Genomic DNA, 15,495 nt, shown 5'->3' with positions numbered 1-15,495 from the left:
GCGGAATAGAGCCTGGCCGCCCCGTTCGGGGCGGCGTGCCAACGTCTGAGAGAAGTGAATTACGATATGTCTGGAAAACGGTGGCGCTTCATGTAAGCTGGCCGCATGAAAGACTCGGGCAACATTATTGAAGAATCGAACAGCGATGATCTTCTTGGAAGATTATCGCAGCGGCTATCAAATGTTGGCCTGACGGAGAAAAGTTTAAGGGCGGCTGGTACTGTCGTATGGCGGGCGATACTGCTTGGTTCGGCCCTATATCTGGCCCTGACACCGGATCAGGACGCCAATCTTCGCCTGAACATGATCTCGTATATCGTCGCGCTGGTTTGGAGCTATTACGATGGCGTCTTTAGCAGAGGCCGCTGGAGCTTCTCGGCGGTAGAAGGGATTTTCCTCCACCTCATCGGCGTACAGGTCGGCAATCTTCTGGCGCTAATGTTTGGCAACCCGGTCCTGTCGCCGTAAGCGCGGGCCGTCACGCAGCGCCCTGACCGGCCCGGCGGGGCGGCACAGCCAGAACATCACGATCCGCTGCGCGCAACAGTTCTTCGGTGACGCTGCCAAGTAGCATCTTTGCAATCCCCGTCCGCCCATGTGTGCCCACAATGACAAGATCGGTCGCAATGTCGCGGGCGACCGAGGAAATCACCTGCGCAACCGGGGCCGTCGCCGGTTTGAGAATCTGCGGCATCGGGTCAAGCCCGAGTTTAGCGAGGAAGGCTGAAAGTTCGGCGGCGGCGCGTTCTTCCTCGTCGTCCAGGTAGTCCTTGACCTCATCCTCGCTCAGCGAGGCACGGGACTGCGCCCATAAGGCAACTGCGTCGAATACGTGGATGAGCGATACCTTCATGTGTTGGCTCAGGCCGAGGGATTGAACGGCGTTTAGCGCATCGCCGGAACATTCAGACAGGTCAGACGCCACGAGGCCGTGCCGATAAGGGCCTGCCGGTGTGGCATTGGCCATCAGGACCGGCCGGTCGCTTGAACGGATGATTCGCTCGGCCGTCGTTCCGACAAAAACGTCTTTGAGCGCCTGCCTGCGGTGCGGGCCGATGACCAGCAGATCGGCGTTCGCCTCCCGCGCCAACTGGGTGATTCCCTCAAAGGGCTCGCCGAAGACGATGCGGAACTCGCAGCGCAATCCGTCAACCTCGCGCAAAGACCGGGTTTGCGCGGCCAGGAGATCGGCCGACGCCTGCTGTTCGGCTCTGACGATGCGCTGGGGCTGATCGTCGTCGATGACATGAACGAGCAGAAGCGCGGCATCGAAGGTCCGCGCGAGCAGCGTCGCACGCCGGATCGCCCGGTCGGATCGCTCGGAAAAATCAGTCGCGACAAGGATTTTCTTCATTACGTGTCTCTATCGGCGGCCTGCCGCCCAATGAACTAAACGCTGCCATTCTGCGCTCAACTTTGCTATAGTAGCATAAAATACGCTCAGAGGCGATGGAATATGGAACCGAAGCAGTTTCAAACCGTGAAAGATGTGGCCGATCTGTTGCAGGTCGGCGAGGCCACGGTGCGGCGCTGGATCAAGACCGGAGAGCTGCGCGCCATTGATATCGGACGGGAGTGGCGCATTGCGCCGGACGATCTCGACCGTTTTCTGTGCCAGCACGCAACAAAACCGGAAGAAAATTCGCCGGAGGTCGGGCGTGACGAGGATCATCACTAACAGAGGGACACTAATTGGCTGAACTTATATCGCAGTCCGCATTCGGAGAGGTCGCTGCCCTGCTTGTCATGGCGGCTGTTATCGGCTTTCTCGGAATCCTCCTGCGACAACCGCTGATCGTCAGCTTTATCGCGGTCGGGTTGATCGCCGGACCCTCAGGTTTCGATGTGGTGCAGTCGGATGCGCAGATAAACCTGCTCTCCGAGCTTGGAATTGCGGTGCTGTTGTTCCTCGTCGGCATCAAGCTCGACGTGAAGCTGATCCGGTCGCTGGGTGCGGTGTCCCTGATGACCGGCCTGGGCCAGGTCGCCTTCACGTCGATATTCGGGTTCCTGATCGGGCTGGCGCTCGGCCTCGACGTCACGACAAGCCTTTACGTTGCGGTCGCGCTGACCTTCTCAAGCACGATCATCATCGTGAAGCTGCTTTCCGATAAGCGCGAGATCGATTCCCTTCACGGCCAGATCGCCCTCGGGTTCCTGATCGTTCAGGATCTCGTGGTCGTCCTGGCAATGATTGTCCTGTCGGCTGTCGGCATCGGCACAGGCGAAGGCCATGGAAGCGGCAATATCCTGACCGTCCTTGTCTCGGGGGCCGCGCTCGTCGCCTTGGTCGTACTGTTCGTGCGCTATGCGGCGAACCCGCTGACAGAGCGGCTTGCGCGCGCGCCGGAGCTGCTGGTGATTTTTGCCATCGCCCAGGCGGCTATATTCGCCGCCATCGGGGATTTCGTCGGGCTCGGCAAGGAGGTTGGCGGCCTGCTCGCAGGGGTCTCGCTGGCCTCGACACCCTACAGGGAGACAATCGCCGCGCGCCTGTCTCCGCTGCGCGACTTTCTCCTGCTGTTCTTTTTCATTGCGCTGGGGGCGACGCTCGATCTGTCGCTGCTCGGGGCGCATGTCACCGGAGCGATAGTGTTGTCGGCGTTCGTGCTGATCGGCAACCCCCTGATCGTCCTCGCCATCATGGGGTATATGGGATACCGCAAGCGCACGGGTTTTCTGGCCGGTCTGACGGTGGCGCAGATCAGCGAGTTCTCGCTGATATTTATCGCTATGGGCGTTTCCCTCGGACATGTCGCCGAGGATGCGCTTGGGCTCGTGACCATGGTCGGATTGGTGACCATCGCGGCCTCCACCTACATGATCACCTATTCTCACCAGCTCTACGGTTTGTTTGAGCCGCTGCTGGGGGTGTTCGAGCGCAAGGGAACGCCACGCGAGCCGGGCGGCGGGACGCACGACAGTGCGAATGACTATGACATTCTGATTTTTGGGCTCGGGCGGTTCGGGACGGCTATCGGGATGCGCCTCAAGAACAAGGGGCTGCGCGTTCTTGGTATAGACTTTAACCCGCTGGCGGTGCGCCGGTGGCGGCAGTTGGGGCTGGAAACAGAGTATGGCGACGCGACCGACCCCGAGTTTGTGGCGGCGTTGCCGCTCGGTCACGCGCAATGGATGGTTTCGACCATCCCCGTTCATCCGACCGGCCTGAGCCATGAGGATACGCGGACGACCCTGCTTCAATTGACGCGAACAGCCGGTTTTCGGGGCAAGATCGCAGTGACCTCGCACAGCAAACCCGACACGGAAGACCTGCTGGCCTCGGGTGCGGACTTCGTACTGGAGCCTTTCCAGGACGCGGCTGACCGCGCCGTGGACCTGCTTTGCGGCGGAGAGGAAATGGAGCGGACGACGATACCGGAGATCGCCACGGAGGAAAAACACTCGACATGAATAGCATTCACGACACAGAAAGCGCCATGCATAACAGTGATATCGGGGATCAGGGTGTTGATTTCGGAGCACTTATAGTTTCGCTCATATTTTCGTTTTTTACGTCTATTTTGTTCCTCGCCGGACTATTCGAAATCTCTCCATATATTGGAATTACAGATACTTATGTCCCAGTTCATCAAATGGTTTCGATATTTTTATCTGTTTCTTTCTTCTTTTTGGTGTTCCTAATAACGTATCGATTTGAGGTCGATTACAGGTACCCTTCTCAAGAAAAAGAAAAATGAGTACACATTCTTGGAGAAATAAACTTGTCAGAACGTATTAAGCCCATAGCCACTGCTATCGTGGTCGCACTTTTTCTTGGAATCGAAATGGAAGCTCTTTTCTATGAGGTTATATCGTTTCTTCCGGCAGAACCTGTCGTATCAGGAGCGATGCAGACGCTTGCACTAGCGGCAACCATTATATTTGTTGTCCGATTCGGAAAACATGCCATATCGGTTGAAATGGAAATGGCGTCCTGCGGAGCCCCATATCCTCATGACCCGAGAGTTGGTGCGAAGGAAGCGGCAGACTAGCGCCATATGCGCTCTGCAATAGCCTGTTCCTCGGCCCCCTTGGCGTCGGCATAGATCGCCGTGGTCGATAGCTGGGCGTGCCCCAGCCACTTCTGCACCATGTTCCGGGGCTGTAAATTTTAGCTCCCCGCCTGATCGAAATGCTCCTCCGCCATCGGGTTCGGATCGGCGTCGTCTTTCAAGCTTGATTGGAAGTAGGGGAGCTTCTGCGCTTTGATCGGACGCAGGCCGCCCCGGAAAAACAACAGCTCCTCATCCGGCCCGAGATTCATCACTTCGTCCGGCGTCAACAGCGGACGGCCCGTTTCGCTGGTGCTTTCGCGGCTACCGCTCGACCCGCTCGCCCACACCGTGGTTTTGCCGAGCATCTTCGAGACGTATTCGGCGGTGAACAAATCCGCCGTGCCGAAGAACTGGATGATGCGGGCATTGCCGATGAAGGTTTGCCAGCCGTCCCGGTAATTGTCCTTGAGCTGGTTCAGGTCCTGCAAGATCGGCCACATCTTCACGCCATAGGCGCGCCCTTCGGCCATGCCGCGTTCGGCCATGCGCAGATGCCCGAGCGCGGCGAACTCATCGAGCAGGAACAGCGTGCCGGGTCGCGTTGGCCCTTTGGTGCGCGAAAGCGCCGTCAGGCTCAGTGTGATCATCAAACGAAGCCAGCGGGCAAACTGCCCGCTGACATGTTCAAACGGCAGGCAGAGATAGATGGTCATGGGCTTGCGCTTGAGGTCGGCCAGGTCGAAGTCCGACGATCCCAGCACCAGCCGCATCCGGTTGCTGTCGAGGAAATTGGTATGGCGTTGCGCCGTCGAGAGCACCGCCGGGCCTTCGCGATCCGATTTCGAGAGAAAGCGGTTTGCGGCCCGTGCGATCAGCCCGTCCGCTTGCACCAGCTTCGACATCTTGCGCAGCAGGTCGGTCCAGCCCTCCGGGGCCTGCGTAATCAGCTCGCGCACCGTGAGCAGATTGCGCCGCTCCGGTTCTTCCATGAAGGCGACATAGAGGATCAGGCCGGTAAGCAGGGATTCCGCTTCATCGGCAAAATGCCCCTCGACACCCGACGTGCCCTTGTCGCGCAGCACAAGGGCGTTCGCCATCATGGCGGCATCGTCGCCGACATCCTCGCTGTTGATATCCAGCCAATCGAGCGGGTTGAACGCCGAACAGGGCAAGTCCCATGGCGGGCCTGCGTGCAGACCCCATGGGTTCATGGACATGGACTTCCTGACCCATCTCACGCCGTCGTTTTGCGGTGACGGCGGCGTTCTCACCCTTCGGATCATTGCAGATGACCGAGCCTTCCCAAGTGAGCAGGTTCGGAATCACCGAGCAGACACCCTTTCCGGCACCGGACGCGGCGACGGTAATCAAATGGCCGTCGCCATCGAACCACAGCCCGTCATCGCCGAGATTCGGGTACTGGCCGAGATAGACGCCCGCATTGTTCAGCAACCCGGCCTTTTTGATTTCCTTGTCCGTGGCGAACCGGGCCGAGCCGTGGGTGGTCGGTTGCAGCTCTTCTACCCCGCCACCAAAGATCGCCACGAGGATGCGCCAGCCGATCCTGGCCCCGAGATAGCCGAGCGCGGCAATCCCCGGCCAGAAGGCGATGCTGTTCGACATGCGATTGAAGTTGCCGGTATCGCCGGTCACGGCGTCGGCATAGAGCAGGAAGGGGATGCCGAGCCCGGCGCAGAGCTGCCACAGACGGATATGTTTCCATCTGGGCCGCTCTTCATCGTCGTCGTCTTCCTCGTCTTCTTCGGCGGTGTCTTCTGGTGATTTCGGGATGCCGAACATCGAGAGAACGGCAAGCACCGTGAAGAGCATTCCGGCTGCCAGCGAGGCCATGGCGAGGGGCTCCCACCACAGCTTGTGATCGCCCTTGAGCAACAGCAGTGCCGCGAACGGAATCCCGACGAGGATTCCGGCAATCGTGACCAGTTCGCGGGTCTGCGTTTTCATCGCGGCTCCCGTGATGAGCGGGCCGTGTCATGGCTCCTCATGCCATGCCAACGGACCGCGAGATGCGCGGTGCAGGCCCTGGTGTCAGGGCGTTCGCGCGTTGTTCCGGCGGCCAAAATCGGCTACAAAAGCGGGCGGCAATTGTCGCACAATTTCCATATATGTGATAGCCTGAAATATACCATAAGGTGGAGGGCAAGCCATGTGCGGTATAACCGCACGACCGGCCCGGCCCCGAATCGACGGTGTCGTTTCGGCACGCGTGCCTGGCTTGGCAAGGGGACATCCTTCCCCGTTGCATCCCCGGTCAGGGCGCTTCGCCCCTGAACCCAGACCGCTGTTTCGGCAGCGGCATCGACCAGCATCCGTGCTGGACCGGCCAACCCCTTCGGTTGGATGCGGCGTCGGGTTTCTCCCCGACATGACGACCAAGGCGCGCCGCCCTTGGAACCTGGCGAGGGGATAGCGCACCCCCTCAACCCGCGTCAGGGGTATGCCCCCTGAACCCGCACCAGCAACCGTGCTGGACCCTGCCAAGGAGGGCGTCCTTGGATGCGCATTTGGCCGAGTTGTTTTCTAGTGCGGAGGCAAGCGCATGGCAGGCAGCGAAAAGCGCAAACGCAACAAGCTCGCGCATGTCCGCCTGAGCGACGAGGAGCACGCCCTCCTCAAATCCGCTGCCGATAAAACCGGCCTTGCCCTTGGCGCATATCTGCGCGCCGCTGCCCTCGATAGCCCCGGCCCCCGTGCCGCCCGCAAGCCGCCCATCCGGCGGCAGGAGCTTGTCCGCCTGCTGGGGCAGATCGGCAAGCTGGGCAGCAACGTCAACCAGATCGCCCGCGCCCTGAATACCGGCGACGACCCTTACGGCCTTGTCGATGACATGAAGGCCGCCTCGGTCGAAATCGCCGAGATGCGCGCCGCCATTCTTCAAGCGCTGGGCAGGACGCCATGATCATCAAGGGCGGCAGCCGGGCAGCACCAAGGAGCCTCGCCAAGCATCTCATGCGCGGTGACACGAATGAGCGTGTCCTCGTCCTCGGATACGACGGCGTCGCCATCGAAGACCTCAACGCGGCGCTTGCTGACATGCAGGCGCTGGCGTCCGGCACGCGGGGCAAGAAGGGCCTCTACCACGCCAATATCGATCCCCACACCGACTACAAGATGACGCCGGAGCAATGGGATCGTTGCGTGGCGGTGCTGGAGAAAGAGCTTGGCCTTGAAGGCCAGCCCCGCGTCGTGGTGCTGCACGAGAAGAAGGGCCGCGAGCATATTCACGTCGTCTGGGCGCGCACCGACATCGACACGATGACCCTGCGATCCGATAGCAACAACTATCTCGCCCATGAACGTGCCTCACATCAGCTTGAAGCGGAGTTCGGGCACGAGCACGTGCCCGGCGCGCATTACAAGCGCGACAAGTCGCAGGATCGGCCCGTCGCCAAGATGAACCGAATGGAGTGGCAGCAGTCCGAACGCAGCGGGCTGGACCCCATCGCGCGCAAGGCCGAGATCACCGCCCTCTATGAACAGTCCGACAACGGCCAGGCATTCCGGAACGCGCTGGAGGAACATGGCTACGTTCTTGCCAATGGCGACAAGCGCGTGTTCGTCGTGGTCGATATCGCCGGCGACATTCACAGCCTCAATCGGCAGGTCACGTCCGCGAAGGCAAAAGATATCCGCGAGAAGATCGCCGATATCGACCCGGCCAGCTTGCCGGACGTTGCCGAGGCGCAAGAGATACAGGAGCAGCGCCGTGATGCCCGCCGCAGCGCCTCGGGACGCGAAGAAGCAGAGGAAGGCCGGACAACGGCAGAGGCTCCGGCAAAGTCGCAAGAGGCTTTGCCGATCCTTGCACCCGACGATCCGGCCCTTGCCGAGGCGCGTGCCGATCTAAACCAGAACCACGACCGCCGCCGCGAAATCTTCGCGCAGGATTGGGACAAGCGGATCGCGCGCGAGATGGATCTGGTCAACCGCCAGATTAACGAGCAGCGCGATATCGAGCGGAAGTTGGACTGGAAGCAGATGGAGCCCGGCAAGGGCATCGAGCGGTTCGAGCACAAGCTCAAAGACCGCCTTGATCCGAAGCGGATCAGTGACCGCTACGACGAACGGCAGCAGCGCGAAAAAGAACGCGACGTTCGCGATGCCGAGCGCCGGGCGGCCCGCATGGCCGAGTTGCAGCGCGACCGCGAACAGGCCCGCGAAAAGCTGGAGAGCAAGTTCGATCAGGAACACAGCCAGCTTGAGGACATGCACCGCCGCGACCAGGAGCGCGCCCGGCAGCAAGAGCTGGACCGCGCCCGCGATCCTCAATCGCCAGATAACAAACCACCCGACCGTGGAGGTGGTTACGACCGATGAGCGGTCCTTCCCGACGGGAGGAGCAGGACCGCAGGAGCCGACAACCCGTCACGCGGTTCAGCCTCAAGAGGCTGTTCAACAAGCTGACCGGCTTGCTCGGCATCCGGGCGCTGTTCAACTTCTTCGCCCGGCCACGTGGCCCAAGGCCAGTACCGATCAAGATCGATCCGGCGTGGTTCCCGGTGCCGCAGCCAGCAGTGCCGACGGACGAGGCCGACTGGACGCCGCCCCGACCGGATACGCCCAATGTCCTGCCGCCATGGGAGCCGCCCTGGGTACAGACTTCTGCATACGACGCCGAACCTGCATACGAAGCTCCGCTGGAAACTGAACACCCGGATGATTTCGATCCTGTCGCTTTCGCCGAGGAATATCCGGATTGGGATGAAGAGCCGCCCGATCCCGAGCCCAGCGACATTCACGTCCGGCCCGGCGAGCGCGTGCCGGATGACGCTGGCGCGCTGCTACGGACCTTCTACCTGCCCGGCGTCGGAGATGTGCGGATTTACGCCCGCCTGCATCCTGACGAGATGGATATTCAACCCGACCAGATAATTGAGCCCGGCGGCCTGACCCGCGACTTCAATACACATTTCCGCCCCAAGGGGCCGAAGCGGACCAAATAACCGCAATCAGACGAGATGCCCTTCGTTCAACGGCAGACGGCATTTCCCGACCGGGCCTCGCAACCATCTCCCCTTGCCCTGACCGCCCGCGACCATTTCGACGAGTTAATCGCGTGAAGAGCTGCGAGAATTCAAAAAATTATAGTAGTATAGAATTGTCGTTTTCACGATTAAGCGTGAATTAAAAATATAAACTGTCCCGGTTTTTTCCCTATGTCAATTTCTCTTGGCTCCCTGTCTATAAAACAAATGATGGCGGTTTGTCCTAACCGGCATCTTAACTGTCTGATCAGTACTCTACGCTCAGGCGTTTCTTGTGTGGAGCTTCTACGAGAAAACATAAATTGTCCCGGTTTTTTGCCCGGCTTTTCACGGCTCTTCGTGAGAGCAGCATCTGAAACGCGGCTTCGATCGATTCGTATCCTGTTAGTTGCTGTCGTTGCCTTAGTGACGATGTGTGGGCCCGCGCAGGCGCAAACACTCGATGTCTACGAGATGGGGCCACCGGGAGGGATCCATGGAACCGCCGAGGGGCGCGAGAAGTGGTGCAATAAGCGCTGGAATCTATTGTGGCCCAAGGCTCAAGAGGGCGATGAAGAGGCACGGTTTATTCTATATACGTGGGTTACAGGGTTCATGCATGCGCCAAGGTTGGTTTTACCCGGAAGGGCTGGTGACCGCGCGTCACGCATCCGCGATAAAACTATTTTAGCCGTTTTCTCCTGGAACTATATGGTGACGATTCCTGAAGGTCACCCATATGAGGCGTTTGCCCCATTTTACCGCGAAAAAGTAGCCCTTGATCTATTTAATAGCCTTGTTTCTGGTCCAGGCAGCTCAGCCAAGTTTACTGATTGCGTGAATAGATTGTCCGGAAACTGTTCCAAAGAGGCTGTTGATGAAAATCTAGTGCCTCCTTTTGGCGCGTTTGCCGAACAAATCAATACTTTTCTCAAAGCTGGCGATGGTCCGTCGTGTGTCTGGTGATGATCCGTCGTGCTTAATGTGAAATTCAGAAAGTGAAAAACCGAGACAGTATATATTTTTTGATCAGGCTCGCTTGTTCTAGCTGCGCTCCTTCTTCTTGCGGTCACGCAGCACCTTCACCGCCTTCACGCGCTGCCCGTGCCGTAGGCTGATTGCTTCGCGTATCACTTCGGCGGCCTCGCTTTCCCCCTGTTCATCGGCGCGTTCCAGCGGCGTGCGCCCCTGTCCGTCCTTCGCGTTCACGTCCGCGCCGCGCGCGATCAACGCTTTGACCAGTTCCGCATGTCCGCCCACCGCCGCCTCGTGCAGCGGCGTCGCGTTAAAGGCGTTGACGGCGTTCACGTCTGCGCCGTGTTCCAGCAGGGCCAGTGCGACCCGCTCTTTCCCCCGCATGGCCGCGTGATGCAGGGGCGTGTCTCCTATCCCGTCTTCCCGAATGTCTACTTCCGCGCCGTTCTGTATGAGGACAAGTGCCGTGTCCGGGGAGTCGTTCGTCGCTGCAAAGTGCAGCGCCGCCCAGCCGCCAGTGTCCATCGCGTTCACTTCCGCGCCCTGTTTAAGAAACTCAGTCACCACATCGGCTGCGCCTTCCGTTGCGGCCTCGAACAGGCGCTGATTCAGCCTGGCCTTTCCCTCGCAGTCCTTCTCATCCGGCATCGCCAGCCTTTCCAGCCAGTGCCTGATGCACCGCCTTTACGCGCTGCCCATGGCGCAGGCTGATTTCCTCGCGGATCACCCGCGCGAGCGCTTCGTCGTCATCGCTTTCAGCGAGGTACAGCGGCGTGCGACATTGCCAGTCTTTGGCATCGAGGTCCGCGCCTTGCGCGATCAGGAAGCGGGCCGCGTCTGCCGCGCCATCCCGCACCGCGTGGTGCAACGCTGTCCGGCCAAGGATATCCGTCCGGTTCACATCCGCCCCGCACCGCAGCAGCCAACTGCACAGTCCGGTGAGGTTCCGTCTTGCGGCGACGTGTAGAAGCGTGCCGCCGTGCGTGAATGGGATTCTCATGACCGGCTCTTGTCCGCGCCGCCGCCCGTCGCCTCCGACTCGATCCAGCCGCTCCGCACCGCCGCATCGAGCGCCATGATCTGGACCTCGACGCCGGGGTGATCCTTGTGGCGGGCCAGCTCCGCAGCCGTCCGGCCTTTCTCGGTTTTCGCCTCCGGGTCCGCGCCGTGCTGCATCAGCACCGACGTTGCGGCCCCCAGCCGGTTGTACCAGGCCGCCACATGCAGCGGCGTGAAGTCCGCGCTTGCCTTGGCGTTGACATCGGCCCCGCCATCCAGCAGCGCCTTTGCCGTCTCCGCATGGCCGTTCGCTGCGGCCACATGGAGCGGTGTCCAGCCGCCCTTTTTGATGCGCGCGCCGACCGGCACGCCTGATTCCAGCAGCAGCCGCGTGATCGCCGGGTGTTCCACCGTGGCGGCCACGTGCAGCACCGTCCAGCCTTCGTCATTGGTTACGGCAAGATCGGCCCCGGCCAGGACGAGCGCACGGCACCTTTGAAGGTCGCCTTCCTTTATCGCCTTCCACAATCTGGCACCGAGCTGGGCCGCGTTTTCCGTCACCTGTCTGGCCTTTCACGCCCTGCCTCGCGGCGGCGGGTGTTGGGTTCTCGCTCATATGCCCGTCCACCGCCGGGTTTCGTCCTCCTGAAACGGCCTGTTCTAGCCGTCTGGGACTGTCCGCAAGGCTGCCCGCCAGCATAGCAGGCGGCGCGCTTCACCGCGACCGTGTTGCCCGCACCAACTCGCGCGCGCGGCCTTGCCGTCCAGTCCTCCAACGACGGCTTCCTCTGAGCCGTATTCGGACTTCAACCCCAACGATGGAGGACATCGACATGAGCGAGAACACCAACAACACCAGCGCCCCCAGCCACATCGTGTGGTTCGCGCCAGACAGGGAGAACGCGCCCTGGACCCGCATCGGGGCGCAGTGGCCGACCAAGAACGGCAAGAGCTTCCGCCAGGTGCTCACCGTCGTTCCCAGCGCACCGGGCCGCATCTTCGTCTGCCGCAATCAACCGAAAGCCGGGGCCGCCGCATAAGCGGCCCCCAACAACAAGGAGGAAACACCAATGCTTTACGAGACCATCTACAGGAAGCTGGACCGGCTCGGCGCAATCGCGGCCATCCAATCCGGCAAGGACTACGACAAGAGCCATATCGGCGAACCGTTCATGGACCTGAACATGGACGTGCTGGAACGCCGGGCCGATGTCATCGCGCTCTCGCACTACTTCCAGCGGAACGGCGACCTTTGCGCCGACCCGGACATGGAAATCCGCATCTATCCCGAGCGGAACATGGCCGAGGCGCTGACCTTCCAGCAGGCGATTCCGCCGATTTACAGAGAAGTCTATCCCGCACCCGGCAAGGTCGTGCCGCAGCTCAAGCGTGAGCTGAACGATTTTCTGAACCTGTGGCTGAACAACTGCATCAGGCAGGGCCACCGCTTCACCGGGGCCGCTTAGGCGGCCCCCTTCATATTCATGAATGGAGAATAATCATGACCATTAAAGAACCCCGTGAATTATCGCAGGACGACAAGCTCTATGCCTTCAAACGCGCCACCAACGGATTCTCGCAGTCCGAAGGCCGCTGGAGGGAACGCGCCGAACGTGGACTGACCGATGAAGAACTGAAGGCTGCACTGGAATACGAACTCGGCATCTATGGCGGCAGTGGCGGCCCCGGCGATATGTCGCTGACCTTCCAGGCCGCTGGCCTAAAAATCTGGGCCGACTGGAACACGGTCGTTCCCGACCGTGACTGCAAGCCGATCTTTCAGGGCACAGCCACTATCCGCATGGCCCGCGAGGTCTATGGCATCAAAGACCCTACCGACACCCAAATGGCGCTGTTGTGACAGCGCCATAAGGCCGGGGCTTATCGCAGCCCCGGCTTCGGTGCCTTGATCCGGCGGGGTGCCGGGATGAAGGCGCGCATCTGTGCATCCTTGTATGCGATGACTTTGGCGATCCGGCGCATTGCCGCGACGGCTTCGGCGTGTTCGGCGGTGCAGGGCCGTGTCGAGATCACTGCCTTGCGTGCCAGTTTGAACATTGCGCTCAGTTCCCTGATCGACAGGCCGTGGAGTTGTTCGCAGCTCATCCGGTAGGTCATTGGTCTTCTCCTTCTCGTCTCTCGGGCCGCGACCGTCGCGGCCTTGATGACGCCCGGAAGAAGCGCGCTGCCCTTAAGCCGCATCCGTCAGGACCGGAACGAAAGAGAAGGACTGGTCCCGCTCACGCGGCAGCCAGTTGCGGCGCACCCAGGGCGGTGCGCCAGAACGCAGGAAAAAAGGCCCGCGCGGGACGCGAGCCTTGATGGACGAAGGGGGAGATTGATGACTGACGGAAGCTGTTAAACTGCTCTCTCAGGTGTCGGTCAGGGAGATGCCGAACAGTTTAAACTTCCACTTTTCGATGCAGACAGGTATCTATATTCGATGACTCCCCGTAGCTCAGCAGGATAGAGCGACGGTTTCCTAAACCGTAGGTCAGAGGTTCGAGTCCTCTCGGGGAGGCCACCCCACCCCGAATCGCCAAAATTTTCACACTTTCTTACACACTTTCACATTTTGAAATTTTTTATTGTTTAATATCAATATTTTAGCTATGGGACCTGTTGATTCCTAATCCTGAGGCCACTGGTTCGAATCCAGTCGGGGAGGCCATCCCCTCCCCAAATTACCGAAATTTCCACACTTCCTTACACATTTTCACATTTTTTATTTTTTGTTGTGTAATATCAGGTGGTTGATGATGGGGTCTGTCGATTCCTGATCTGGGGGGCACAGGTTCGAATTCTCTCGGGCGCGTCATTTTTCCTTGTTTCCGCTTCGCAGGTCTTGCCCCTGTCATGCCTTCAAGGCGGTTGTGCGTCTCTTTCCCATGGCCAATCCATATCCAAACGCCCTGCCGAACAGGGCGGCGGACAGGGCTGGAAAAAGTGTCTAGACTGCCGGGTGCAATTAGAGTTGCAATGGCATCGGGCCAAGCAAATGCCCGGCAAAGCAGAGAGATAACACATATTCGTATGATAGGCGGGGGCACTGTATGACACCTTTTCTGGGCGAAGTTATCGGGACAATGGTTCTCATCCTTTTCGGGGGCGGCGTTGTGGGCGGGGTTGTGCTCCGTCAGTCCAAGGCCGAAGGGGCAGGCTGGATCGTTATTACGGCGGGGTGGGGCATGGGCGTGGCGGTTGCCGTTTATATGGTGGGCGGCATTTCCGGTGCGCATATCAATCCGGCGGTGACTTTGGGTTTGGCCATTGCCGATGCCTTTCCTTGGGCCGATGTGCCGCTTTATATTGCAGGGCAATTTCTGGGGGCCTTTATCGGCGCGGTGCTGGTTTGGCTGCATTATTACCCGCATTGGGCAAAAACGCCTGATCCTGCGGCGAAACGCGCCGTTTTTTCCACCGACCCTGCCATCGCCCATGGACCTGCCAATTTGTTTAGCGAAGTTCTGGGCACCTTCATTCTGGTGTTGGGTGTTTTGGCCATTGGCGCCAATCAGTTCACCGAAGGCATGTTCCCGCTGGTTGTTGGCCTGTTGGTTTTTGCCATTGGCCTTTCCATGGGCGGTACAACCGGCTATGCGATCAATCCGGCGCGTGATCTGGGGCCGCGCATCGCCCATGCGTTGCTGCCCATTGCCGGCAAAGGCCCATCGGGCTGGCGATATGCCTGGGTGCCTGTGGCGGGGCCGTGTATTGGCGGGCTTTTAGGCGGGCTCTTTTATCGCGTGGTGTTTTAAGGCTTACAGCCGAAGGCTTGGCCCGATGAAGACCGTTCTGTGACAAGGCGGGCACGCACTGCGCCCTTGCATCATGGCGTCGGGCCGCCTATTCGCTTTATAAACAGCCAGCAAATGCGAAAACCCTGCAAGGAGCGGACCCTTTTATGAGCATCAGCGTGCATTATGGCGATTTGCCCGATGGACTGGATTTTGGGCCGATCGTGGCGGTGGATACGGAAACCATGGGGCTGAAACCGCACCGGGATCGCTTGTGCCTTGTGCAATTATCGTCTGGCGATGGCACCGCACATCTGGTGAAATTCAACCATGACAGCAGCTATGACGCACCGAATCTGAAAGCGTTGATGGGGGATTCCACGGTCACCAAGCTGTTTCATTTTGCCCGCTTTGACCTTGCGGTTTTATATCACGCGCTGGGGGTGATGCCGACGCCCGCTTATTGCACCAAGATTGCTTCCAAGCTGACCCGCACCTATACGGACCGGCATGGCTTGAAGGATTTGTGCCGTGAATTGCTGTCGGTGGATATTTCCAAGGCGCAGCAAAGCTCCGATTGGGGCGCGGACGACTTGTCGGACGCACAGCAGGCTTATGCAGCTTCGGATGTGCTCTATCTGCACCGTCTGAAAGAGGCGCTGGACCCCGTTTTGCAGCGTGAAAACCGTCAGCATATTGCGCAGGCCGCTTTTGAGTTTCTTCCAATCCGTGCCGAACTGGATTTGATGGCGGGCGAGGACTACGATCTGTTTGCCCATTCCTGATCAGGCAGGACATGCC

General features: G+C 59.7%; 19 protein-coding genes, 1 tRNA gene and 1 pseudogene. 13 read left to right on the top strand and 8 right to left on the bottom strand.

Going from position 1 to position 15,495, the window contains the following annotated elements; genetic code table 11:
- Positions 1-105 precede the first annotated feature (105 nt).
- Positions 106-468: a hypothetical protein gene (locus IEX96_RS06610; protein ID WP_150004840.1), complete on the top strand. Its 363-nt coding sequence runs from the start codon at positions 106-108 to the stop codon at positions 466-468.
- Positions 469-478: 10 nt separating this feature from the next.
- Here IEX96_RS06610 and IEX96_RS06605 read toward each other — a convergent pair whose 3' ends face one another.
- The gene (locus IEX96_RS06605) at positions 479-1,354 is read right to left on the bottom strand and encodes a universal stress protein (RefSeq protein ID WP_150004841.1); all 876 of its coding nucleotides are present in this window, start codon (positions 1,352-1,354) and stop codon (positions 479-481) included.
- Positions 1,355-1,456: 102 nt separating this feature from the next.
- On the opposite strand from IEX96_RS06605, the gene IEX96_RS06600 reads away from it, so the two are divergent.
- A complete protein-coding gene (locus IEX96_RS06600; protein WP_150004842.1) occupies positions 1,457-1,678 on the top strand; it encodes a helix-turn-helix domain-containing protein in 222 nt (73 codons plus the stop codon).
- Positions 1,679-1,746: 68 nt separating this feature from the next.
- Positions 1,747-3,414, top strand: coding sequence for a cation:proton antiporter (locus tag IEX96_RS06595; protein ID WP_373293757.1), 1,668 nt, complete (start codon positions 1,747-1,749; stop codon positions 3,412-3,414).
- Positions 3,415-3,991: 577 nt separating this feature from the next.
- Here IEX96_RS06595 and IEX96_RS14275 read toward each other — a convergent pair.
- From IEX96_RS14275 to IEX96_RS14195, 3 genes and pseudogenes are all read right to left on the bottom strand, one after another.
- Positions 3,992-4,105 (bottom strand): annotated as a pseudogene (locus IEX96_RS14275) (site-specific integrase); the annotation flags it as partial.
- A 9-nt stretch (positions 4,106-4,114) separates the two neighbouring features.
- On the bottom strand, positions 4,115-5,098 hold the full coding sequence (locus tag IEX96_RS06590) for a type IV secretory system conjugative DNA transfer family protein (protein WP_188873673.1): 984 nt from the start codon (positions 5,096-5,098) through the stop codon (positions 4,115-4,117).
- Complete coding sequence (locus IEX96_RS14195; protein WP_150004846.1) at positions 5,031-5,963, bottom strand: type IV secretory system conjugative DNA transfer family protein; 933 nt, start codon at positions 5,961-5,963, stop codon at positions 5,031-5,033. The genes IEX96_RS06590 and IEX96_RS14195 overlap by 68 nt, the downstream gene beginning before the upstream one ends.
- A gap of 595 nt (positions 5,964-6,558) precedes the next feature.
- On the opposite strand from IEX96_RS14195, the gene IEX96_RS06580 reads away from it, so the two are divergent.
- The 4 genes from IEX96_RS06580 to IEX96_RS06565 all read left to right on the top strand — a co-directional run bounded on the left by IEX96_RS06580 (position 6,559) and on the right by IEX96_RS06565 (position 9,949).
- A complete protein-coding gene (locus IEX96_RS06580) occupies positions 6,559-6,918 on the top strand; it encodes a plasmid mobilization protein (protein ID WP_150004847.1) in 360 nt (119 codons plus the stop codon).
- On the top strand, positions 6,915-8,336 hold the full coding sequence (locus IEX96_RS06575) for a relaxase/mobilization nuclease domain-containing protein (RefSeq protein WP_150004848.1): 1,422 nt from the start codon (positions 6,915-6,917) through the stop codon (positions 8,334-8,336). The genes IEX96_RS06580 and IEX96_RS06575 overlap by 4 nt, the downstream gene beginning before the upstream one ends.
- Positions 8,333-8,962, top strand: a complete 630-nt coding sequence (locus IEX96_RS06570) for a hypothetical protein (protein WP_150004849.1) — start codon at positions 8,333-8,335, stop codon at positions 8,960-8,962. Before IEX96_RS06575 ends, IEX96_RS06570 begins: the two co-directional genes overlap by 4 nt.
- Before the next feature lie 318 nt (positions 8,963-9,280).
- On the top strand, positions 9,281-9,949 hold the full coding sequence (locus tag IEX96_RS06565; protein ID WP_150004850.1) for a hypothetical protein: 669 nt from the start codon (positions 9,281-9,283) through the stop codon (positions 9,947-9,949).
- 78 nt (positions 9,950-10,027) lie between these two features.
- Here IEX96_RS06565 and IEX96_RS06560 read toward each other — a convergent pair whose 3' ends face one another.
- From IEX96_RS06560 to IEX96_RS06550, 3 genes are read right to left on the bottom strand one after another with little or no spacing between them, the layout of a single operon-like run.
- A complete protein-coding gene (locus IEX96_RS06560; protein ID WP_150004851.1) occupies positions 10,028-10,606 on the bottom strand; it encodes an ankyrin repeat domain-containing protein in 579 nt (192 codons plus the stop codon).
- The gene (locus tag IEX96_RS06555; RefSeq protein WP_150004852.1) at positions 10,596-10,958 is read right to left on the bottom strand and encodes an ankyrin repeat domain-containing protein; all 363 of its coding nucleotides are present in this window, start codon (positions 10,956-10,958) and stop codon (positions 10,596-10,598) included. Before IEX96_RS06555 ends, IEX96_RS06560 begins: the two co-directional genes overlap by 11 nt.
- Positions 10,955-11,518 carry an ankyrin repeat domain-containing protein gene (locus IEX96_RS06550; RefSeq protein ID WP_150004853.1) on the bottom strand — a complete coding sequence of 188 codons (564 nt, stop codon included), beginning with the start codon at positions 11,516-11,518 and terminating at the stop codon, positions 10,955-10,957. Before IEX96_RS06550 ends, IEX96_RS06555 begins: the two co-directional genes overlap by 4 nt.
- 272 nt (positions 11,519-11,790) lie before the next feature.
- Here IEX96_RS06550 and IEX96_RS06545 point away from each other — a divergent pair, with 272 nt between their 5' ends.
- From IEX96_RS06545 to IEX96_RS06535, 3 genes are read left to right on the top strand one after another with little or no spacing between them, the layout of a single operon-like run.
- A complete protein-coding gene (locus IEX96_RS06545; RefSeq protein WP_150004854.1) occupies positions 11,791-11,997 on the top strand; it encodes a hypothetical protein in 207 nt (68 codons plus the stop codon).
- Between the two features lie 30 nt (positions 11,998-12,027).
- The gene (locus IEX96_RS06540; protein WP_150004855.1) at positions 12,028-12,423 is read left to right on the top strand and encodes a DUF1249 domain-containing protein; all 396 of its coding nucleotides are present in this window, start codon (positions 12,028-12,030) and stop codon (positions 12,421-12,423) included.
- Positions 12,424-12,458: 35 nt separating this feature from the next.
- Positions 12,459-12,818 (top strand): hypothetical protein, encoded by a 360-nt coding sequence (locus tag IEX96_RS06535; RefSeq protein WP_150004856.1) that lies wholly within the window; start codon positions 12,459-12,461, stop codon positions 12,816-12,818.
- A gap of 20 nt (positions 12,819-12,838) precedes the next feature.
- Here the strand turns inward: IEX96_RS06535 and IEX96_RS06530 are convergent, their stop codons facing one another.
- Positions 12,839-13,075: a hypothetical protein gene (locus tag IEX96_RS06530; RefSeq protein ID WP_150004857.1), complete on the bottom strand. Its 237-nt coding sequence runs from the start codon at positions 13,073-13,075 to the stop codon at positions 12,839-12,841.
- A 329-nt stretch (positions 13,076-13,404) separates the two neighbouring features.
- Between IEX96_RS06530 and IEX96_RS06525 the strand changes: the two genes are divergently transcribed.
- From IEX96_RS06525 to IEX96_RS06515, 3 genes are all read left to right on the top strand, one after another.
- Positions 13,405-13,481: transfer RNA gene (locus IEX96_RS06525), tRNA-Arg, on the top strand.
- A gap of 529 nt (positions 13,482-14,010) precedes the next feature.
- Positions 14,011-14,715: an MIP/aquaporin family protein gene (locus IEX96_RS06520; RefSeq protein WP_188873652.1), complete on the top strand. Its 705-nt coding sequence runs from the start codon at positions 14,011-14,013 to the stop codon at positions 14,713-14,715.
- Between the two features lie 146 nt (positions 14,716-14,861).
- Positions 14,862-15,479: a ribonuclease D gene (locus IEX96_RS06515; RefSeq protein WP_150004858.1), complete on the top strand. Its 618-nt coding sequence runs from the start codon at positions 14,862-14,864 to the stop codon at positions 15,477-15,479.
- The last annotated feature ends 16 nt before the right edge of the window (positions 15,480-15,495 follow it).

It is taken from the genome of Iodidimonas muriae (assembly GCF_014647255.1).
In the GTDB taxonomy this organism is placed as follows: domain Bacteria; phylum Pseudomonadota; class Alphaproteobacteria; order Sphingomonadales; family Rhodothalassiaceae; genus Iodidimonas; species Iodidimonas muriae.
Note: the sequence above shows the minus strand (reverse complement) of the source record. Positions and strands in the feature narration are given on the sequence as shown.